At 51.5% G+C, this 18,943-nt stretch carries 26 protein-coding genes; 2 read left to right on the forward strand and 24 right to left on the reverse strand.

Translation table 11 applies throughout. The features are described 5' to 3' along the window. Positions 1-3: 3 nt before the first annotated feature. The 23 genes from EKK48_12235 to EKK48_12345 form a co-directional block, all read right to left on the reverse strand. A complete protein-coding gene (locus EKK48_12235) occupies positions 4-312 on the reverse strand; it encodes a hypothetical protein (GenBank protein ID RTL42746.1) in 309 nt (102 codons plus the stop codon). Positions 313-344: 32 nt separating this feature from the next. Beyond that, a complete protein-coding gene (locus EKK48_12240; protein ID RTL42747.1) occupies positions 345-749 on the reverse strand; it encodes a hypothetical protein in 405 nt (134 codons plus the stop codon). 73 nt (positions 750-822) lie between these two features. Next, complete coding sequence (locus EKK48_12245) at positions 823-1,254, reverse strand: hypothetical protein (GenBank protein ID RTL42748.1); 432 nt, start codon at positions 1,252-1,254, stop codon at positions 823-825. A 57-nt stretch (positions 1,255-1,311) separates the two neighbouring features. After that, positions 1,312-1,674 carry a hypothetical protein gene (locus EKK48_12250; GenBank protein ID RTL42749.1) on the reverse strand — a complete coding sequence of 121 codons (363 nt, stop codon included), beginning with the start codon at positions 1,672-1,674 and terminating at the stop codon, positions 1,312-1,314. 26 nt (positions 1,675-1,700) lie between these two features. Beyond that, on the reverse strand, positions 1,701-2,189 hold the full coding sequence (locus EKK48_12255) for a hypothetical protein (protein RTL42750.1): 489 nt from the start codon (positions 2,187-2,189) through the stop codon (positions 1,701-1,703). After that, positions 2,182-2,622: a DUF3168 domain-containing protein gene (locus EKK48_12260; protein ID RTL42751.1), complete on the reverse strand. Its 441-nt coding sequence runs from the start codon at positions 2,620-2,622 to the stop codon at positions 2,182-2,184. The genes EKK48_12255 and EKK48_12260 overlap by 8 nt, the downstream gene beginning before the upstream one ends. Further along, positions 2,580-2,936 carry a head-tail adaptor protein gene (locus EKK48_12265; GenBank protein RTL42752.1) on the reverse strand — a complete coding sequence of 119 codons (357 nt, stop codon included), beginning with the start codon at positions 2,934-2,936 and terminating at the stop codon, positions 2,580-2,582. Before EKK48_12265 ends, EKK48_12260 begins: the two co-directional genes overlap by 43 nt. A 12-nt stretch (positions 2,937-2,948) precedes the next feature. Further along, positions 2,949-3,554: a hypothetical protein gene (locus tag EKK48_12270; protein RTL42753.1), complete on the reverse strand. Its 606-nt coding sequence runs from the start codon at positions 3,552-3,554 to the stop codon at positions 2,949-2,951. Positions 3,555-3,557: 3 nt separating this feature from the next. Next, positions 3,558-3,785, reverse strand: coding sequence for a hypothetical protein (locus EKK48_12275; protein RTL42754.1), 228 nt, complete (start codon positions 3,783-3,785; stop codon positions 3,558-3,560). A 90-nt stretch (positions 3,786-3,875) separates the two neighbouring features. After that, positions 3,876-4,301 (reverse strand): hypothetical protein, encoded by a 426-nt coding sequence (locus EKK48_12280; GenBank protein ID RTL42755.1) that lies wholly within the window; start codon positions 4,299-4,301, stop codon positions 3,876-3,878. A gap of 85 nt (positions 4,302-4,386) precedes the next feature. Next, entirely contained in the window at positions 4,387-5,652 is a 1,266-nt protein-coding gene (locus EKK48_12285; protein ID RTL42756.1) for a phage major capsid protein, read from the reverse strand. A 204-nt stretch (positions 5,653-5,856) separates the two neighbouring features. Further along, positions 5,857-6,525 carry an HK97 family phage prohead protease gene (locus EKK48_12290; GenBank protein ID RTL42757.1) on the reverse strand — a complete coding sequence of 223 codons (669 nt, stop codon included), beginning with the start codon at positions 6,523-6,525 and terminating at the stop codon, positions 5,857-5,859. Continuing rightward, on the reverse strand, positions 6,518-8,230 hold the full coding sequence (locus EKK48_12295; GenBank protein ID RTL42758.1) for a phage portal protein: 1,713 nt from the start codon (positions 8,228-8,230) through the stop codon (positions 6,518-6,520). The genes EKK48_12290 and EKK48_12295 overlap by 8 nt, the downstream gene beginning before the upstream one ends. Positions 8,231-8,402: 172 nt before the next feature. Further along, entirely contained in the window at positions 8,403-10,034 is a 1,632-nt protein-coding gene (locus EKK48_12300) for a terminase large subunit (protein RTL42759.1), read from the reverse strand. Further along, a complete protein-coding gene (locus EKK48_12305) occupies positions 9,964-10,491 on the reverse strand; it encodes a P27 family phage terminase small subunit (GenBank protein RTL42760.1) in 528 nt (175 codons plus the stop codon). The genes EKK48_12300 and EKK48_12305 overlap by 71 nt, the downstream gene beginning before the upstream one ends. After that, positions 10,491-10,883 (reverse strand): hypothetical protein, encoded by a 393-nt coding sequence (locus tag EKK48_12310; protein ID RTL42761.1) that lies wholly within the window; start codon positions 10,881-10,883, stop codon positions 10,491-10,493. The genes EKK48_12305 and EKK48_12310 overlap by 1 nt, the downstream gene beginning before the upstream one ends. 9 nt (positions 10,884-10,892) lie before the next feature. After that, positions 10,893-13,433 (reverse strand): hypothetical protein, encoded by a 2,541-nt coding sequence (locus EKK48_12315; GenBank protein ID RTL42762.1) that lies wholly within the window; start codon positions 13,431-13,433, stop codon positions 10,893-10,895. Beyond that, on the reverse strand, positions 13,433-13,717 hold the full coding sequence (locus EKK48_12320; GenBank protein RTL42763.1) for a hypothetical protein: 285 nt from the start codon (positions 13,715-13,717) through the stop codon (positions 13,433-13,435). The genes EKK48_12315 and EKK48_12320 overlap by 1 nt, the downstream gene beginning before the upstream one ends. A gap of 27 nt (positions 13,718-13,744) precedes the next feature. After that, on the reverse strand, positions 13,745-13,984 hold the full coding sequence (locus EKK48_12325; GenBank protein ID RTL42764.1) for a hypothetical protein: 240 nt from the start codon (positions 13,982-13,984) through the stop codon (positions 13,745-13,747). Between the two features lies 1 nt (position 13,985). Next, entirely contained in the window at positions 13,986-14,315 is a 330-nt protein-coding gene (locus tag EKK48_12330) for a hypothetical protein (GenBank protein ID RTL42765.1), read from the reverse strand. A gap of 3 nt (positions 14,316-14,318) precedes the next feature. Beyond that, the gene (locus tag EKK48_12335) at positions 14,319-14,603 is read right to left on the reverse strand and encodes a hypothetical protein (GenBank protein RTL42766.1); all 285 of its coding nucleotides are present in this window, start codon (positions 14,601-14,603) and stop codon (positions 14,319-14,321) included. 264 nt (positions 14,604-14,867) lie between these two features. Further along, entirely contained in the window at positions 14,868-15,650 is a 783-nt protein-coding gene (locus tag EKK48_12340; protein RTL42767.1) for an HNH endonuclease, read from the reverse strand. A 247-nt stretch (positions 15,651-15,897) separates the two neighbouring features. Continuing rightward, complete coding sequence (locus tag EKK48_12345) at positions 15,898-16,161, reverse strand: hypothetical protein (protein RTL42768.1); 264 nt, start codon at positions 16,159-16,161, stop codon at positions 15,898-15,900. An 895-nt stretch (positions 16,162-17,056) separates the two neighbouring features. Between EKK48_12345 and EKK48_12350 the strand changes: the two genes are divergently transcribed. Beyond that, the gene (locus tag EKK48_12350) at positions 17,057-17,320 is read left to right on the forward strand and encodes a hypothetical protein (protein ID RTL42769.1); all 264 of its coding nucleotides are present in this window, start codon (positions 17,057-17,059) and stop codon (positions 17,318-17,320) included. Further along, positions 17,317-17,544 carry a hypothetical protein gene (locus tag EKK48_12355; protein RTL42770.1) on the forward strand — a complete coding sequence of 76 codons (228 nt, stop codon included), beginning with the start codon at positions 17,317-17,319 and terminating at the stop codon, positions 17,542-17,544. Before EKK48_12350 ends, EKK48_12355 begins: the two co-directional genes overlap by 4 nt. Here EKK48_12355 and EKK48_12360 read toward each other — a convergent pair. Beyond that, positions 17,516-18,766: a DUF4102 domain-containing protein gene (locus EKK48_12360; GenBank protein RTL42771.1), complete on the reverse strand. Its 1,251-nt coding sequence runs from the start codon at positions 18,764-18,766 to the stop codon at positions 17,516-17,518. The two genes, EKK48_12355 and EKK48_12360, sit on opposite strands and share 29 nt — an antisense overlap. Positions 18,767-18,943 lie beyond the last annotated feature (177 nt).

Below are 18,943 nucleotides of genomic sequence, written 5' to 3' on the forward strand. Positions count from 1 at the left end.
AAGTTAGTCTTCCTTCTTTCCGTCGAAGAACGCCATCATCATTTCCATTCCGGCGTTTAGTTTTTCCTGTACTTTTTTCCAGCGTGGTCGCTTGCTTTCTTCTTCTTCCTGTTCGTCGAACTTCGCGTCTAGCCAGCCTGGGAAGTCGTATTCGAAATTACGTGTTATTAGGCGGATTAATCTGGTGATGCGAATGTCGGCGACCTGGCAGCCGAAGGGTTCCAATCGATAGAACGCTTTCCATTCCAATAGGTCTTGAGGCGACAGGCGACTAAGTAGTTCGCGTTTTGTTGGAATCTTGAGTTCAAGCATTAGTCGGTATAGGAACCTGTCGGGCGACCTTCTTAGTTTTTTGCGACTTCTTCGACTTGTTCGTCAGTGTATGGATTGAGGTCCTGACTAGCTTTCATTAGCTTTCGAATCAAGCGCGGCTGACACTTCGATAAGAAATCGACGCCTTCTTCTTCGGATGAAAACATAGGTTCGCCGTTCGCGAATGCCAGGCATTTAGCGAGCAAGATGATTCCTGGATTGTAGGTCGAAACATATTCGGGATCTTCGTCTGCTTTCTTCTTTTCGATTGCAAGCCGATTAGTAGTTTCGAACAGAAAATTATTCAGGTCGCCGATTGCTATCTGTCGAATTGTGACTGTTATTCCTTCCGCCGAAACGGTTTCCGACTTCAGTTCCTGGGCGACTTTGAAAGCTTCCAGGCTGTTGATAGCGACTGCGTTTTCCTCTGTAGACATAGTTCGTTTTTCCTCTTATGTGTGCAAGCCTGGCTGGCACCATTGCTGATAGATACCAGCCGGGCGATGCGTTTTAGTGTGCTGTGTTAGTGAAAGGAACCGGCTTGCCGGTCACTTTGATTCCGACTTGCGCCGACACTTTGTCGTTATTCTTGGCTGTGATTTCGTTACCCGTGATCAAGCCTTGAAATTCATAACCTGACAAATCAGGGTACTGAACGCAGTAGTCCTGAGGTTCGTCGCTATGAAAATCAGCCATGAATCCAGTCGACTGATTCTGGTTAACGTCGCTGGGTACGTAATTCATTGACAGCGTGAAGTCGCCGGCTTCGCGGTTTGCGCCCTTGAATTCTTTGTAGCCGTCTGGTGAGTCAAGGTGTGTTACTTCGGTAACGTCACGCTTAAAACCAGGTCCGGCTACGTCGGTAATTTCAGCGACGGATACCCATAGACCGGCGATTTTGCGGAAGAACTTTGTCCGCCTTGTCGTCATTGCGTTAGACATTTTTGTTAGAACCTCATTCTAGAGAAAGGACACGAAAGACCGCAGACCAGGCTGTTCTTACAGCGTGTTAGGAATACGGAAAGGAAGGAATTTGATAGCCGCGTTGCTAGCGTTCAGGTTGACTTTGCCGCTGTTGTTCCAGCCTTCCATCGGGAAAGGACCTAGAAGCGCTTTTTCGCCGAAGTTCAGCGAATAGTTGACGATGTCGGCAGTTCTTAGAAGTCTGTCTGGCGCTGATGCGACGGTGAAGGTATAGGCTGTGTCGTCGTCGGTGTTTTCCACCAGTAGCATTTCGCGACCGGTCACCGTGAACGAGTTGCCATTACTGGTATCGGCAGCGGTGCCAGCTACGTCAAACGAGTTAGCGGCTTGCTGATTGATTGAAGCAACCGTAGTTACTGGAATGTCTGTTCGTGCCATTTTGGTTTTCTCCTAACTGTCTTGTGTCAAGCGGTTTTCCTAGCCACTTTGTCCAGCCGTTCGCGAAGAATTTCGGCTAGTTTCGTGGTGTAGCCTTCTTTGTTCGCGACAAATGCGCGAAGTAAAAATGGATTTGCCTTCTGGTATTTGCTGCCGTTGTGTACGATGCGCCCATACCAGGCGTCTTTTGTAAGTTGGACGCCCAGGCGGTGTTCGCCGCGCTTTAAGCGTCCGAATCGTGATAGCTGCGATTTGCCGAACTTGCCGCCGAACTTGATTAGACCGACGCGACAAACGAACATGCCTTCGGCATCTTTTCCGACAGTGCGCCCAATGAATAATTCAAGGCGACCGGATACCTTCGGCGCTTCGCGCTTCGCTGCGTCGCGAATGACTAACGACGCTTTCATCATCGAATCTTTGACAATTTTGTCCGCGAACGCATCGTCTTTCAGCGACTGAAGCCGCGCGACCAGTTCGACAAAACCTTTCGATTCGTAGGTGCCCTTAGCCATACGGTGTCGGTGCCTCGCAACAGAAGGTCAGTTCGAACGACACCATCGCGTTCATATCGCGCGTCGAATCGTCGAACAGATCGGACGTAGCGTTCTGCTTCGTCTGCGAAATGACTGAATTTGACATCGGTCCGAATATTTTCTTTACGCGGTCACGCAAGGCGCGCGCCGTCTGCGGGTCTGGCGACCAGCAGTCAAACTGATAATGCGTTTCGACAAGACCGCTAAGTTCGTTCAAGCCGGAATCAGGAAGTTCAGCCTGAAGAAAGAAATATATGTATGAGCCTTTTACTGACGGCGGCGTTTCTGAATAAATGCGGTCGCCGACAAGCGCCTTCAGCTGGGCGTCGTTCGCCAGGTAATCACGAATGTATTGTTCTTTTGAAGTCGTCATGATTCCATTACCTGCGGCTGTGCTGTTAAGCGTCGGCATGTCGTCATTAGCTGCCAGCCTTCGTTTAAGCCAAGATGCCGAACTTCTGTGATGTCGTATTCTTCGCCCTGGAACTTGACGAAGTCGTAAGGCGTCGGCGTGAAATCTGAACGAAAGCGAATCGTGAACATCGTGTCGGCGGACGCGATTTCGTTATCTGCGCCCAGGCGGTCGGTGCCCTTCACAGGCTGGTATTTCGCCCAGACTGTTAGTTCGATCGTTTTGGATTCATCACTATATGTGGTGCCATCGCGTCGAAGCGTTAGCGGCTTTCGAACGATTGTTATTCGTCGGTTGAGATTGCCAGCGCGCATGATGCCTCAGTTTCAGAATGAACGGATAGACCACAGCAGCGCATCGAATCCGATAGGAACCGGGAATTCTTGTCCTTGCTGGGCGAGTAAAAAGGCTTCGGGGTTCGCGTACCACAGGGCGATAAGCATCAGCATGGCGTTACGCGCTTGCCGAGGGACCAGGGCGCCCGTGCCGCCATAGCCGCAGCGGGAGCGAATCTTGACGGCGTCCAGGCGCTCAGGATTCGTACTAGGCCAGTTTTTGCCAGGTGCCGGCGCTAGGCGATCTTTGTTATCGCTGGTCAGGGAAACCTGATAATCGGCGGGGTCGATAGTTGCGTATGCGCCGGCGACTTCGTCGAAATACTGGACCGCTAGAACCGCTTGGACCGGACCCTTTTCAAGTTCGATGATGCGGGTATCATCAGGACGACTACCATTCGGAAAACAGTCATGCGTTTGCGTAATTTCTTGAGTAATAAAACTTCGCTGCGTGTAGTTTTCCGCGAATTCGCGTGACGCTGTGATCAAGCCTTGAATTAACAAGTCCTGGTCGTCGTGGTCGACGCGCAGGTGCGCTTTGACTTCAGCAAGGTCAAGCGGTTCTGCGTTCGGGCTGGTAGTCGTCTTGACGCCCATGTATTAGCCCTGTGCTGCTTCGCGTCGTGCAGCTGCCGCAGCCTTGCGAGCTTCTTCTTCTTCTTTCATTGCTGCCAGCGTGCGAGCTTGCCCGTTAGCTAGAAGAGTCGCAGCGACTTCTGGTTCGAAGGCGACGACTGACATAGCGGGGCGCACCATATCTGGTGTCGCAAGCGTGAACATGATTTGAACTTCGACCTTTGCTTTTTCAGCGGTTTTTTCGTTAGCCATTTTTTTTCCTCTTGTGTTGGTGGACCGCCGGCGCTGTGTCTAGCGGAGGAAAACGCACCAGACTTAAACAGCGCCGGGTAGGTCCGGCTGTTACGGCGTGCCTTCTGGCGTGTAATAAACTGTCTTGGCGACAGTTCCCGTAGGCTGTGTCGTTGGCTTCACCTTCGAACGAGTTTGGATCGCGATGATGTCGCCCAGGGTCGTATTAGCGCCGGCGCGAATTCCGACCGGTCGCACATACGCGTGATTGGCGCTGGTTTCGTAAAGTTCAAGCGCTACCAGGTCGCCATCGGCGCCAGGCGTAGCTTTCGAATCTTTGATGTCAGCCCATGTTGAGTTATCTGCGGAACCCTGCGCCTTCAGGTAATTGCCTGCATTCGCAGTTCCGAACGCCGCCATAAAAATGACGTTTTCGAAGCCTTCCATCGAAAGACCAGTTCCGTTTACGGCTGTGCCTGCTGAAGTCGCAGCTGCCGCCACTTTAGTGATTTTTTTGTCAGTGAAAAAAGTAGACATTGAATTTACCTTCCAAAATTTGTAAGGGAGGCGGCACCAGTTACGGTGCCTTTTCCCAACGACTTAAACTGGGTCAGCTTGCGGCTTACGAAGCTGCGAGCTTTACGCGAACGAACGCTTCAGGAAGAACTGGCGCGCCGTCTGTCCAGGTATCGGAGATAAAACAGACCTTGCCTTGTTCGAAGTAGACTTCGTCCAATCTGGTCAGCATTGTTTCCAGGGCGTCCTGAATCCAGTACCAGCTGAAGTCGCCAATAACGCCGACATAGGCGTTCGCGGTGAAGGTCGCTGGAACGAATTCAGACATGTAGAACGGACGACCTAGAATTAGGTCGGGCTGTCCGGCTTGTACTGACGGCTGCCAAAGGTAGTTGTCGTTTCCGTCTTTCAGCTTGCGAAGCATCAGAACGGTGTTTCTGTGAAACATCATTTTTGCGACGGCTTGATATTGAGCCTTGAGCGCATAGAGCGCGTTCAGGATGCCGTCGTAGGTGACACCAGTAGCGGTGTTATCTGTTGACACGTCACGCGTGGTATCAAGACCATTTGACGAGTTAGTGAACAGACCGAGGGGCTTCTTCACACCGCTAGCAGTCAGGAACGCGTTTTCCTGGGAATATCCCAGCGCGGTCATGAGTTCTTCCATGACGATAGGAGTCGGGTCGAGAATGGCGCGACGAAGCAGCAAAAGCGAAACGAATACTTTTTTCCGCTGTCTGTGTGGCTGCATTTCTCGCACGCCGAACGCCAGATTGTCGTCTTCCGTTGCCGGCGTTGAAGTTTCTGGGTCGGACCAGTCATACGGGTTGTAACGGCTTGTCCTGGTGACGTTGCCTATTGATTCGGCTTTATCCAGGGGCTTTCTGACTTTGCAAATCTGACGCATGATCGTGATGTCATCGACGCCCTTGATCATGTCCAGCGAAAATTCTGGGGGCGCAGTAAGGAAGCCACCCTTGCTATCGTTGCCATAGAGAAGACCGCGCTGTTCTTCGTTCAGGTTCTGGCGACCTTCCAGCAAGTAGTGGCAAAAGGCGGCGCGGCGCTTTTCGGCGCGCTCTTTTTCGCGCTTGCCGGCTTCGGTTTTCTCGCGATCTTCCTGTTTTGTTTTGATGTCAGCGAACAATGCGTCACGGTTTTCGCGATTGATGTCTTCGGAAAGCTTCAGGGTCCGTTCTAACCGTTCGCACTGTTTACCGAGGTCGTCGATATCAGCCATGCCCTTTTCCCAGTTGGCTTCTTCTTCGGGGCTGAGCTTGCGCTTTTCGTCTTCAGCGCGTTTCAAAATTTCGGTACATTCCGCATGAATGTTCATGCGCTTTTCTTTCTTTTCTTTTAGTTCTTGCAGCATGTGAGAACACCTTTTTTGTCATGGGTGTTCGCTGCGCAAGAAACAAAAACGCAAGAATCGCGAACACCACGTTTACCGTGATTAGCGATCCTTGCGCTTCAAAACCTTGATGCTGGCTGGATCTTAGGCGGGTATTGTCTTTCGACCGAATGACGCTACCGCGCCGCCGTTTCAATTAAGTAACCGAAGACTACCAGGCACCGTTTATAGTGTCAATCGTAAAAGTTGCAGCTGTCGGCGGCGAAGTTCGTTCGCTATCAGGTAGCTTTCGGCTTCCGAAATATGCTTTCCGCTGCGGCTTTCGATAAGGTTCGCGTAGTCCTTCAGTTCCATTTCCAAAGAATTATTTTGTTTTCTAACCGAAATATCAGTCGACGGAAAGGCTGGATTCGGCGTCGCTGTCGTGTCAAAAATATCCGCTTTTAGAATGCGTCGGAGTGGTAGACCGTTATACATTTCGCGCCAGTCTTCATCCAGCGGAATGAACGAATAAGACATGCCGTCGGTGTCGCCGCGTTCGATTGACTTTATAAGCGACCTGCCCATTTCCGAATCGAGTGGTTCGTACTCGCAGTAAAGACCGACTTCGTCTTCGCGAAGAATCATCGAACCTGGTTTTCCGCCACCACGAAACACGGCGAAGGGAATCGTCGCGTCGTTATGAGCATAAACCGCCTGGACGATTGTCGAGTCTTTCATCAGGGCTTCGCGAAAGCAGCCCGGTTCGTTGATTTCATAGAACATTCCATATATAGGAAGAGATGTTCTGTTAAATACCGCCGCGTGACCGGTTACTGTTTTAATGCCGGCGTCGTTCGTTCTGACTTCCGCCTTTTGCGCGAATGCGCGTCGTTCTAACTTCTGATCAGCCATCTGTAACCCCCAGTTTTTCTGAAATGTGTTGAATTAGCGCGTCGGCGGCGCGCATCGGTCGTTCGTTCTTCCACTGCTTCGCCAGTTCTTCCCGGTCCTTCATTCGCAGTTCGTCGCGCGAAGCCTTGCTGTGAAGGTGCGAGTACCACTCGGCGACGCCCTGCATACTTCTTTCATGCGACGGGTCTGGACCGACGACCGCTTCACAGAAACCGATCAGCTGTGGAACCAGCGCCGTCTGAATGAACTTGATATGTCGAATATAGAGTTCGTCAAGCTTGTCTTCGCCTGTCTTGTTCACTTGAACGATTTCTTTCGCCAGGACTGTTTCGAGTTTGTCCGCGAAGACACGCTTGAAAGCCGCTTTCGCGCGTCCTTGATATTCGCGTTTTGCGTCCGCCGGCGGCGGCTGGTCTGGCGGCGGCGTGTCCTGTGGTGGTGCTGGCGGTGTTGCTGCCGGCGCCGGTTCGGCGCCCAGTTCGGTCGTGCCGGAAGGCTGAAGATAGATTTCGCCCTTCTTACCTTCCATAGGGTCCATATCTTCCAGCGTGCGGATTTGGTCGCCGTTCATCCAGCCGCCCATTCTTGCGGTGTTGTAAGCTGCCCAGCGTGTCTGCATGTCTGCAGCCGTCAGACCGCGTAGATTGAACTTTATAAAAAATCCCCGTGCGCGGTCTTTCTTCGAAAGAAGCTGGTAGTTCATCGCGCTTTCCCAGCGGCGCGCTTCTGGGTGAACGCAGTCGATAACGTTATCTAGCGATTCTTGTTCAATCGACGAATAACCCATTTGTGTTAAGTCGCCCAGCTTGTGCGCTTTCACTCCGAACAGTCTGGCGACTTCGGTAACGTTGAACTTCTTCTGGTCGATCAGCTGCGCTTCATCGGCGGTCATTGACTGCGCGGTAAATTTCATGCCTTCTTCCAGCAGCGCTGTTTTGTGCGCGTTCTGCGCGCCGGCATACTGCTGGTTAAACTTTTCCTCGAGAGCCTTCGCGCGCTCAGGTGAAATCTTCATCGGGTGAGTTAACACGCCGCCCAGGCGCGCACCATTTTTGAAAATCGTCTGAGAATATTCTTCCAGTCCAAGCATTCCGCCGACTGCGTTCTTCGCCGTATGGATTGGAGAAACGCCCCAGTAACCGTCCTCACTGACACCGCCGACGATATGCAGGACCATTTCGCGGCGAAGTGGTATTTCCATTCCTGTAGCATGATTGTAAGCAATATAACTAAGCGTGCCGTTCTTCAGAACTGGCGTTACACAATTAGGGTCCAGGACCATCAGCTGATTGATATCGCCGCCTTCTTGAACAGTACCGCCTGTGGTATCAATGTATGCTAGGGCGTTACCGCGAAGGTCAAGGTTGACTGATTGGAGGAAGCGCCATCTAAAAGTATCGAAGTCCCTCTGTGGTGCAAAGTTCAGAAGGTCCCACAGTGCATGATCGAAAGCTTCTTCAACCTTTCCTTTCTTCTTTTGATAAATCGTCAGCGGAACAGATGCCAGAATCTTCGCGCGGTATGTGACCGCCGCATAAATTGGAGTTAGTTCCATCGCGGTTTTTCGTGTTACTTCTTTTCCGCTGGGCGTCGAAGAATAACGACCGCCGCCGAACAGCGACAGTAGCCGTTCGCTGGGATATCGAACACCAATCGACCCCAGGTCCTGGACGACCGAACGGACTGATTTCGCAAATAGACCCATTATTCATCACCGCCCTTTTTTGTTCGTCCGAACTTTCCTTCGGTCGTGCCGTAAATCAGAAACGCGATGCCACCGAACATCCAAGCGGCTGCCGGCGAGAACTGATAGATTCCGTACCAGAATGCAAGCATTCCCGACAGCGTCCACCAGTCGAAAGCGTCGAATTTTGTCTTCATAGAAATTTGATGTCCTCTGTTTCGTAGATACTCACTTCTTCGCCCAGGTCTGCGAGCACCAGACCGGCTGACATGATTGAAGTAACAGCGCCGTCGATGCGCTTGTTTCGTTTCGACTTGTCGGGCTTCATGTTTCCGCTGCTGTCGACGAACGGCGTCAAGTTCGCGAACATCCAGAGAAGCATGGGGTTTCCGTTATGCTGCCATTGGCGCGTCTGAACGGCGGCTTCCATGTCTTTCATTACCGGCGACATTGTTTTCGTACCCTGGCGGAATTCCATCACTGGCGCACCAGATTTGATTAGCCGCGTCTGAAGCGCCTGGCTTCCCCAAGGGTCGACGCCAACTTTCTGAACGTCGAAGTGTTCCGCTAGTCCGTCTATCCAATCGCAGATAACATCTATATCGATGACATCGCCTTCGGTGAGCGTGAGCCAGCCTTCTTTCGCCCACTGCGAATACTTGATTCTGTCCTGTTGTTCGCGTTCCTTCGCGACTTCTTCCGGCATGAATCCTTGTGTAATATTTCGCATGACCTTTTCGTTATGCAAATAAGTAAACGAAACGGCTGTGATATCAACACGCTTCGACAAGTCGACGGCGACCCAGATCGGCTGTCCATAAGCTTCTGTTCCAATCTGCGAATAGTTCGCTTTGCACTTCAGGAGCTTCGCGCGCGGAATCCAGATAGTTTCCGCTTCTGTCCAGATGTTTAAATGATTTCGCTTGAACGTATTCTCGTAGGACGGCTTATTCTGCGCTTCCCGACACTTATCTTCCAGATATGCCAGCTTCACTGAAACGCCGAAGCCGGGGTTCGCCTTCGCCCAGACTTTCGGGCTGGTCCAGTCGTCGTCTTTGTCCGCCGCGAAGATAACGCCCAGGAATGAGTCGTCGACCAGTGTTCCGTCGGCGACTTTCGTCGCGTAGTCGTGAACTTCACCGCATATGGTATCGATATCGGAACCGGCAGTCGTAATATAAACTTCTAACGGCTGCCGGCGGGCTGCCATGGAGGTACGAAGAACGTCATACAGTTCGCGCTTCTTCTGCGCGTGTAATTCGTCGAAGATAATGCAGCTGGCGTTTAACCCGTCTTTGGTGAATGCGTCGGCTGACAGCGCGACATACTTCGAATTCGTTCTTTCGACAGTGATCGTCTTCGTGCCTTTATAGACTTTGCAGCGTTTCGACAGTGCTTGATCGGCTTTCACAATCTGCGCGGCTACGTCGAAAACGATTGATGCTTGCTTTCGGTCCGTCGCTGCTGAATACACTTCAGCGCCAGGTTCGCCGTCTGAAATCAGCATATACAGCGCGATTACTGCACCTATCAGCGACTTTCCGTTCTTTCGCGGAACTTCTAAGTACAGCGTTTTATATCTTCGCGTGCCATCTGATTTTTTCTTCCAGCCGAACAGCTTTCGCAGGATGTCGATTTCCCACTGGTCAAGCCGAATTAACTGTCCTGCCCATTCGCCTTTTTGGTGCCGCGCGTAGGAGTGCGCGAACCGAATAACACGGTCCGCCGCTTCTTCGTCGAAATAATAGAGATCTTTACTCGACTGGTCCGAGTAAGTCGATTTCTTCTTTTTCGGCTTTCGTTTTCGGTCCTGGTCCTGCGGCATGTATCTGCATTCGCGAACGTGCCGAAGGTGTCAAGCCGAACGCGCTTGATGCTTCGTCTAACAGCTTTGCCACTTTTACCCGAGTAGCAATTAACGGGTGTTCCTGAAGGTAATTGTTCGGAGTGCTGAAAAAGGGAAACACCTTTTTGCTATTACCTTCGTCCTTGCGCGGAAGCGTCGCTAACTCTTCTTCGACTTCCTTCAGAAGTGATGCGGTCATACAGTAAAGCGCGAACATCTCGCGATCGGCGCGTGTGAGAACGCCGGCTTTCAAAAGCATGGCGCCGTCTGATTTCCAGAGCGCGTATGCGTAATCATTTGCCACCACATACGAAGGCGCCGTCGGCATTCCTTTAGGGAACTTCGGTTCCTTCGTGTTTAGTGGTCGCTTGCCTGGATTGCCGGCAAGTTCTTTCAGCGCTTCTGGTGTGTTTTTAGGTCCTGGTTTCTTTGGCATTATAGATTCATCCCGAAATTGGCTGCCGCTTGTTCGATTATTGCAGCGTCCTGGTCGCTCACATCAAGCACCCTCTTGGTACGCTGCCATGCTTCTTTCGTGCCGACCGGGTCCAGTATGTACGAATCAAGTAACACCAAATACGGTGTCAGTTGAACTTTGACCGGGTCGCTTATCAAATCTGAGTTATTCAGCGCCTGTTTTAGACCTGCCGGGTTCGGCACCGGGCGCGGTGCCCAGTTAAACGTCTGTGCGGCTGCGTTCACAGCGTCTATTTGTTCTTGTGTGTAGTCCGCAGGGTAATGAAACCGGGTCGGTACAATGCTTTCGGGGTCATCAAACGACATGCTAACCCCTGGAAACTGCGCCATAAATTCGAATGCTGGTGTCATGATTTACCTTTAGTGCGAAAGTGTTCCGACAAGACCATTGCTGAAGTTATACGCACCGCCGCTGGACTGCGAACCATAAGGCGAAGTTGCGGCGCCAGAAAAGCCGTTAGTTTCCATGCGCTGAATCCAGCCTGAACCAGCAGGAATACTTGCGTTCGCTTCGTTTATCTGCATCGTTATTTCACCATTGCCGCCGCTGGCACGACCGGCACCGGCTGAAATCGGAACGTTCGTATTATCTCGCAGCGGTAACGTTACGGCGCACTTATTCAAAAGCAGACCGATTTCGTAGTTGTATGCACCGGCGAAGCCGATAGCGGTTCCGAAGTCGCGAAAGTTTCGATTGCTTGCAAAGCATTGAACGAATTCAATTCTTCCGGCGCCTGGAAGTGAATTCAGGTTCGTCAATCTGCATGTATTCGTACTGGCTGGAAGCGTCCAGTTCGATGCTGTGTCTTTGCATGACGCGGGTATATTGATCGCGTTATCAACGTTATCGACCAGCATTCGACCACTGACTACACATATGGTGCCATCGCCCCTAGTGCGGATTCTACCGACCCAGCGATAGTCCAGGGCGCCTGTTTTGCACCAGACATTATCCTGTTGAACAGGCGCGACGGCTGGCGTCGTCGGGATTTTATACCATGTTCCGCCAGACGTATAGGTTAGACCAGTCGTGTCCATGCCTTCCAGTGTGATAGTGGTCGAAGTGCGCGCGGAGACGCGACACATACGATCACCTAACCCCTGGGCTGAAGAATCGCTACCCATGCTGCCCGTGATGCCCGTAATCATGATAAAGTCGCCGACTGACAGCGTGTTATTTGAAGTAAGAACGCAAGGCGCCGCAGCTGTCGCATCAGTTATGGTGCCTGATACGCGTCCTGTCGAATCCGCAGCTTGGGCGCTTAGTACCAGCGCCGAACCGTTGTAATTAACATAGATGTCTTGCTGCTGACATGGGTTCGCTGGAAAGTCTAGATAGATTTCAGACGACTGGTGTTCTGTCCATGTGCCGGCGTCGCGTGTTTTTACTTTGCCGGTCCCGCCAGCAGCCTGCGGCGGTGTCCAATAGATACGGGTGGCGCCTGTCACACCAGATGCCGAATCGTTATACACACCGCTGGCTAGTGACAGCCTGAAGTCATTCGTTCGTGGATCTACCGAACCGCCCGACGGCGTTCCGTAAGTCAGCGCGCCGTCAGAATCAAGACCGTTGACATACTGACCAGCGCTTCCAGTGGACGGTCTGACCGTTACTGAATCAGCATCGGGTATAGTCACCGTGCGGTTAGCGGTCAGCGTTCCTGTCTGAAGCTTCGCATAATAAGTGGCTGCACCTATAAAGAGATTGCGCCACCATTTCGAAGTGCTGCCCAGGTCGATAGCATTGTTCGCGTTCGGCGTCTGTGAAGCTGTCCAGCTGTTCGCATTGTTCGTCTTCGCCATGTTCGCGACAGCGGTATCGGTGTAGCTTTCAGCTGTGGATATTGCCGCAGTCACCGAAGACGAAGACGCTAAGCCAGCTACCGCGTCATGCACGAATGAATCAGTCGCGACTTTGTCAGTATTGTCGCCCAGGGTTTGTTTTGTCGCAGTCACGCCGTTAGTTATCGCGCCGCCGGCGAGCGCTGTCAGGTTCGAAGCCAGCGGCTGGTATACGCTGGACAGCGCAGCTATGGCGCTGCTGATTGCACTAGAAATAAACCCTGGCACCGTGCCGGCGGCTAGTGTCGATAAGTGCGTCGCCAACGGTTGATAGACGCTGCTAAGCGCAGCTATGGCTGTCGATATCGCTGACGATACGAAAGTCGCATTCACCAAACCAGACACGGCGCTGTCAGTGTAGCTTTCGGCTGTCGCTAGTGTCGCCGCATCGCCGCTGTCTACATAAGTAGTCGAAGCTTTTCCAGCCACTGCGGAAGATATCGCGGAACTAATACCACTGGTGACACCATTAGCCGCCAGCGTGTTCAGGTTTCCGCTGGCTGGCTGATAGTTTCCGGCTGCCGCAGATATCGCTGTCGAAATCGCAGTTGTAATAAAGCCTGGCACGGTGCCCGCCGCTAGTGCTGTCAAATCGCCGTCTAGTGGCTGACGTGTGGCTATCGCTGCGTCAAGTTCTTCGGTCGTGATGCCACCGCCAGGACCGCCGCCGCCTTCATACGTCACAGAAACGACTTCGCGTTCGTCGACGATTGTCACGTCGTCAGCATCATTACTGAAGTCGATTGTACCTTCCTGGACCACGTCGACAATATCGCCGACGGTGCGTTTCAGCCAGTAATAACAGCCGGTTCCGAATGCCGCGCGCAGTTCTGCTATATCCATTGTCCAGACAAGCTGTGAAGTCCAGACGCCGTCGGTTTCTGTCGTGCTGTCCGGCGACATATCATCGGACGCGAACAAGTCTGGAAGGTCTGGGCTGTTTTCCTTCCTCACCACCAACTGATATGTTGCCGCGCTGATATCGAACTTCGCGGAGAACGTCAGAAGGCGATTAAACGTCGCTTCCGGTTCGATGTATAACGTTTTCGTTATGTTCACTACTTCGCCTGGTCCTTCGCCGCCTGCGCAGCCAGTCTTGCGTCTTCCGCTGCGTCTTCTGCCGCATCACTGCGAACTATATCTATCCAGATTGCCGGACCGGTCAGCGCGCCGAAGCTACCGACGACGATTCCGACCGCTGCGCCGGCGACTAGGCACACTGGAAGCGCAAGAATCGCCCTGACGGTGCGTTTTATTGGGTGTTTTGCTTCCGCTGGACGTGCCATCACTGACAGTGCAAACAAAAATGCCGCAATTAATGCGGTTTTCTGACGTTTTTTCATTGTTTTTGCCTACTTTCTACTTAAAGATCAGGGTAATTTGACGACGCCTGACGGTTGTATTACGCATGAATAGGCGAGTTTTTCGCCTTTTTTGTTTGTAGTTTCCAAGTTTACGACTTCGAAATCGCCTATCGATTCAAGAAATTTTGTCGCGCATTCAATCGAACACGCGTCTAATTCTGTCAGTTTTTCTTGCGCCGAATCCGCATAAACAGCCTTACAGCCGCATTTTTCTATTACTTCGTGCTGCAGTTTTTCTAGACTCATCTCATACCGCCTTCTTAACTGGCGGCATGATTGACAAATCAATGTATCCGCTGTTCTGCATGTAAAACGAATACGAAAATCGCCCGTGTGGTTTCATTTCTGGATTCGGATAGTCCGCATGGTTGTAAGCATTCGTCGAAAGCCGGATCGCTTCGGCTAGAAGTTCAGGTTCTGAAGGGCATTCGACCCAGGGCACTGCTACCAGGTCCAGGTCGCGCGTTTCGGAACCATGAACAGCCAGACAGTAACCATGATTCCGCGCTATTCTTACCAGCATTGGAAGCATGGCACGGTACATATCACGGCGCTGTTCTTTGTCGTAATATCGCATTGACTATTCACGCTCATATGGCTGTTTATACTCGATTCGCTTGCCTTTTGACGTGCGAACGTAGTAGTGCCAATCGACTGAAGACCCATAAGGCACGCCCTTTGAGTCGGTGTGAATGGTTTCGCCGGCGTATTCACGTTCGACGGAACCGTGAGTTTCGAGCGCGCAAGTCTGAAGCCAGTACTGTTCCTGCGCTGTTAGGTTCGCAGAAATACAGCCAAGCGCCACCACGAAGGCGACACCGACGAAGAAAACAGCGAAAGGGTGTCGGTCTGTTAAGCTTTCCATTTAGTTGCGTACCTTCCGAAGCCCAGCTTTGTCACGACGAACGCGCGTCAGTCGATTGCGCATTACACGAAGCTGATTTCGCGAAGGCTTGCCGTGAAACTCAAAGTTCGTGCAAAGAAAGCCGTTTTCTTTGAAGTCGTTACAATTCGGACACTGCGGTTCGGGCTGATAGCTTTCCCAGGTTTCCCCTAACTGCCGGCGGAGGTCCGCCATTTTTCCAGTCATCACCGTATTTGGTGCGCAATGTGAAAGATTGATTTCCATTTATGCCACCGCATTTAGTGCGCTGCGAACCGACGTGTCGTCGGAGGCGGAACGACACGTCGAAAAGCAGCTGCCCATCATTGAAAAATTTGAGACACCGGCATTATTTTTCGTTCCCGCAGGCTGCGCTGAAACGATGACGGTGTAGTAATCGGCTATCGACACCGGTTTTCGGCGTCTACGGCGCCACAGAAGGGCTTCTGAGGTATCCCCCCCTGGCATCCCCCCTAAGAGATTTTGCGGGCACGCCTTCGGAGGCACCCCCGCGTTCCCAGGGGCGCGGCTTCCCGTAAATCCGACCCACCCCCCACCCTGTGCGGGTTTCGGGGTTTCTGGATTTCTGAGAGCGGTATCATGCGTGGTGTCGCCATTTGAAAGCGCGCTTAGCACGAGAATGGCTACTGATGCAGCTTTCGATGCGAATCTTCCGTTCTGGCGCTTCATGTCAAATCGTGCTGTCTTTCGACTATGGCAAGAATGGCACAGCGACTGAAGATTCGAAGGTTCGTCTGTGCCACCATTGTTTCTAGCTGTCTTGTGATCGACATCAGTAGCAATAGCATTGCATCTGATACCGTCGTCAAGAATGGCTTCACAGAAGGGTTCGTCGATTAGTTGCTGTTCGCGTCTTGCTTGCCAGTCTGTCGTCTTGTAGTGCTTTCTGTCTTCACTACTCGATTGAGATTGGCTTACTGTCTGCTTCTTATGTCTATCGCAGTAGCGACCAGTCACTTCGACAAGACAGCCTGAGTATGCGCAATTGTGCTTGGCTTTATAGGGCATGGTTCACCTGCAATGCCAGACCCATGATAACTATGCTGTGGAGAAACAAGAACGCAAACATAACGCGCAGCTTCAGCCTGTTTTCTGCGTTTGCAGTGTCATAGCCACGTTGCCACATTGTTAGTAGTTCCCGGTCAGTACGCATTTAGCACCATGGTTAGGGCGAACGCTAAGACTGGCTTCACATGACCGACCGCATAGGCTGTTAGTCCTAAACTCGCAAGCACGAAGAACATCTTCGTGTCGCTCATGCAGTTACCTGCAAATTGTCGGATGCTGCTTGTCTGTGCTTTTCCAAGCGAATCACTAATCCAAGCTTCTGAACGAAGCGCTGTGTATCTTGCGGTCTGTCTGACTTCTTCGACAGTTGCACCTTAATGCCACCAGGAACCAGACGGTCCAGGGCGAATGCTGCGTCTTCGAAGTTCTTCAGCGCTTCGGTAAGGTGCTGCTGATAAGAACGACCGTCAGGCATTTTAGTCTTTGCTTCCATGCTTCGACCGTCGACCATTCGCATATACCTTCCTCTGGGCAATATAAAACAAAATCGGCAGTTTTTAGCGGTTTTGGTTCCAAGAATTAACGAAAGGCGCCTGTGTGCGTTTCGGGGATTTCGAAAATCAAATTGACAAAAGTCGTTCGAAGACGTAGCATTCATGCGGGTTCCAGCGGGTCCAAGTGACAGCAAAGTGAACCAAAAGTGAATCTTCAGGGAAAGCAAGATCCCAGCCAGGCCCGAAGAAGGGAAAAAGGGAAAGCATTTTGGCTTTTTTGCCTCGCAGCGTGCGCGCGAAGCTTTGTTTGCGTGCGTTGTTACGCGTAATATATATTCCGCCTGCGTGCGTTGTTAGGTCGCGCATATGAGAGCGATTTTTGATTTTGCTTTCCCTTTTTCCCTTTTCTAGACAGGCGCCTAAAACGCTTTCCCTGAAGATTCACTTTCCTTTCACTTTTGTATTCACTTTTACTACATATCTATTCAGGGAAATTAGTATCTATTTTGAAAACGTCTGAGTCTGTATAACGCACAGGGTTAGGGCTAAGGGTACATCGTCTAATTTCGCCTCTGTAGACGAAACGCTACGGGAATACAAAAACTGCAATGTTACGTAAAAACGGTCGACCAGGTCCTAACCCTGAATTTATGGCACCTCATTTGGTGTCGTCTTCTAAAACTATCTACTACATTCCCTCAAGTGAAAGATATACGCATTAAAACGAGTGCACCGCAGCTAGTGCCGCGCCAGTATTCGAAAGACGAACATGGCGCCATTTTTTCCTAACGTACTTTCCCTGACTAGCGCGGCTTCGCTGGTGATTGCAGAAAAGAAGGCGAACAAAAAAATTCTGCGTTCTGCTAAGAAGACCGCGCTAAAATTTCGGAGGGAAAACGCGGGTGAAAAATCATGTCCAGCTATTTGAGAGTGATCGCTATCAAGTCGACGAATCGAGTCGAAGAACTTCAGAACTTGATTAAATTGTGCCAATCTGCCGGACATGAACCGCCCGAATCTGTAGTGAAGGAATTAGAAGAAGCCGTCGTCTATCTGAGCGAACACGGGCTGAATCCAGTTCTGACTGAGTACTGGGAAGACGAAGCCGGCGGGTATGATGTCGACCTGTCGAAACTGCCGCCGAATACGTCGGTATTGCGCGTGGTGGTATCGTGACAGACGAAGCGAGAATCGAAAAGTGTCAGATTGTCGGCGTAAATCACTTGATTCAAGACGGATTCTGCTTGGACTGCAATAAGCCGAATAAACTAATCCTTGCCGAAAACTTAGTAATTTTGCCCGTTCAGATGACGCCGGAAGAACGCGCATTTGTAGACCAGCGGAACCTTAACGAAGCGTCTTCCGGCGAGGTCAGGCGCGACGGTCCTTCCGGCGAATGAACTTCGCCACTTTCGCGCCGTGTGATTCCAGCGCACCTTTCGCGTGAGGATCTGAAATCCTGGCATAAACGGCGGTCACTTGTTCGTTCGTCTGGTTTAGAACTTTACTGATAACGGGCAAGCTATGCCCTGACATTGCCAGCCAGGCGCCGCATGTTCGGCGAAGGTCATGAATCAGAACGTCTTCGATTCCTGCATTTTTTCGAATAGTCTTCCAAGCGGCTTGGATTCGGTAAAGTGGCTTTCCGGCAAGGTGTCCGCAAAAAACATAAGAGTTGTTTTGCTTTCGTGGAATGCGACGCAATATTTCGACGGCTGCAGCCGACAGCGGAGCGTAATGAACCAAACCGTTTTTAGTCAAACCGATTCTAGCCATCCGTGCTGTGAAGTCGATGTCTGTCCACTTGAGCCGCAATAGTTCCTGATGCCGAAGACCGGTCAGAAGATATAGCCAGAGAGCCGCTTGAATGTAAGGGTTAGGGTATGCGGAAATTGCCTGCGCCAAGCGCGGCATTTCGTCTTCAGTCACGAACCGCGACCGGGCTTTCTCTGGAAAGTCTTCGATTCCTTTCGCCGGATTGATCGCGTGAGCCTCGAGCATTTTGTAAATCTTCGCGCATTCGAACATCTTGTGAATAAGTTCGCGGACGCGGTTCGCCGCGTAGGGTCCGCCGCGCTTGCCCACCTTGTTTATGCCGATTTTGCTATGAAGTGCGGCTACGTCGCTTTGCTCGATGCTTGCCACCGCGCGATTACGCCATGCCGGCAGAAGATAGTTATCGATGCGACGCTGGTCTTCCCTCGATTCGTTCACGCTTTTATAAGGCTTGCTGTGCCTTTCCATATAAGCGACACATAGTTCATCGAACAAAATCGGCTTCTTTTCTCGTTCCGCCAGCGGATCTTTGCCGTCGAGAATATTGACGAATATTCGCTTCGCTCGATTCCTGGCTTCCTCCAATGTCATCAGATTACAAGGCGCGATGACCATCGTTCTTTGTCGCCCGTGAATGCGGTATTTCACGACGAACGATTTTTTTCCAGTCGGGTATACACGCACACCGAACCCCGGAAGCGTGTCGTCCCAACGGACATCCTGTGATCCCTGGATTTTGCTGTACGTGATACCCAGGATTGACGCCTGGGTAAGTTTCATGACCTGGTCGTTCCCCTCAAAACAAGTGACCAGCAAGTGCCCATTAGATTCCGATTGCTTATTCATTAGATATACCGGGAAAACTGTGGCTCAACAATGGTGAAAACCCTGGAAGGACAAGGCTAGCGGGGCTTTCGGAGGTTTTCGCAGGCTGACTATATACGACATCGGTTCGCCCTGGGCGACAAGGCAAAATCTTCGAACCAAGGTGTCGGGAGTTCGAATCTCTCTGGGCGCAAGGCT

This window comes from Candidatus Melainabacteria bacterium, assembly GCA_003963305.1.
In the GTDB taxonomy this organism is placed as follows: Bacteria; Cyanobacteriota; Vampirovibrionia; order Obscuribacterales; family Obscuribacteraceae; genus PALSA-1081.

Bases quoted from the DNA above. Each gene is read 5' to 3' on its own strand.
- EKK48_12295 (RTL42758.1), bottom strand. From the start codon at position 8,230: ATGGGTCTATTTGCGAAATCAGTCCGTTCGGTCGTCCAGGACCTGGGG.
- EKK48_12280 (RTL42755.1), bottom strand. From the start codon at position 4,301: ATGTCTACTTTTTTCACTGACAAAAAAATCACTAAAGTGGCGGCAGCT.
- EKK48_12310 (RTL42761.1), bottom strand. From the start codon at position 10,883: ATGACACCAGCATTCGAATTTATGGCGCAGTTTCCAGGGGTTAGCATG.
- EKK48_12360 (RTL42771.1), bottom strand. From the start codon at position 18,766: ATGAATAAGCAATCGGAATCTAATGGGCACTTGCTGGTCACTTGTTTT.
- EKK48_12345 (RTL42768.1), bottom strand. From the start codon at position 16,161: ATGGTCGACGGTCGAAGCATGGAAGCAAAGACTAAAATGCCTGACGGT.
- EKK48_12250 (RTL42749.1), bottom strand. From the start codon at position 1,674: ATGGCACGAACAGACATTCCAGTAACTACGGTTGCTTCAATCAATCAG.
- EKK48_12335 (RTL42766.1), bottom strand. From the start codon at position 14,603: ATGGAAAGCTTAACAGACCGACACCCTTTCGCTGTTTTCTTCGTCGGT.
- EKK48_12270 (RTL42753.1), bottom strand. From the start codon at position 3,554: ATGGGCGTCAAGACGACTACCAGCCCGAACGCAGAACCGCTTGACCTT.
- EKK48_12305 (RTL42760.1), bottom strand. From the start codon at position 10,491: ATGCCAAAGAAACCAGGACCTAAAAACACACCAGAAGCGCTGAAAGAA.
- EKK48_12260 (RTL42751.1), bottom strand. From the start codon at position 2,622: ATGCCGACGCTTAACAGCACAGCCGCAGGTAATGGAATCATGACGACT.
- EKK48_12255 (RTL42750.1), bottom strand. From the start codon at position 2,189: ATGGCTAAGGGCACCTACGAATCGAAAGGTTTTGTCGAACTGGTCGCG.
- EKK48_12330 (RTL42765.1), bottom strand. From the start codon at position 14,315: ATGCGATATTACGACAAAGAACAGCGCCGTGATATGTACCGTGCCATG.
- EKK48_12275 (RTL42754.1), bottom strand. From the start codon at position 3,785: ATGGCTAACGAAAAAACCGCTGAAAAAGCAAAGGTCGAAGTTCAAATC.
- EKK48_12290 (RTL42757.1), bottom strand. From the start codon at position 6,525: ATGGCTGATCAGAAGTTAGAACGACGCGCATTCGCGCAAAAGGCGGAA.
- EKK48_12320 (RTL42763.1), bottom strand. From the start codon at position 13,717: ATGAAAAAACGTCAGAAAACCGCATTAATTGCGGCATTTTTGTTTGCA.
- EKK48_12285 (RTL42756.1), bottom strand. From the start codon at position 5,652: ATGCTGCAAGAACTAAAAGAAAAGAAAGAAAAGCGCATGAACATTCAT.
- EKK48_12350 (RTL42769.1), top strand. From the start codon at position 17,057: ATGTCCAGCTATTTGAGAGTGATCGCTATCAAGTCGACGAATCGAGTC.
- EKK48_12235 (RTL42746.1), bottom strand. From the start codon at position 312: ATGCTTGAACTCAAGATTCCAACAAAACGCGAACTACTTAGTCGCCTG.
- EKK48_12265 (RTL42752.1), bottom strand. From the start codon at position 2,936: ATGCGCGCTGGCAATCTCAACCGACGAATAACAATCGTTCGAAAGCCG.
- EKK48_12300 (RTL42759.1), bottom strand. From the start codon at position 10,034: ATGCCGCAGGACCAGGACCGAAAACGAAAGCCGAAAAAGAAGAAATCG.
- EKK48_12340 (RTL42767.1), bottom strand. From the start codon at position 15,650: ATGCCCTATAAAGCCAAGCACAATTGCGCATACTCAGGCTGTCTTGTC.
- EKK48_12325 (RTL42764.1), bottom strand. From the start codon at position 13,984: ATGAGTCTAGAAAAACTGCAGCACGAAGTAATAGAAAAATGCGGCTGT.
- EKK48_12245 (RTL42748.1), bottom strand. From the start codon at position 1,254: ATGTCTAACGCAATGACGACAAGGCGGACAAAGTTCTTCCGCAAAATC.
- EKK48_12240 (RTL42747.1), bottom strand. From the start codon at position 749: ATGTCTACAGAGGAAAACGCAGTCGCTATCAACAGCCTGGAAGCTTTC.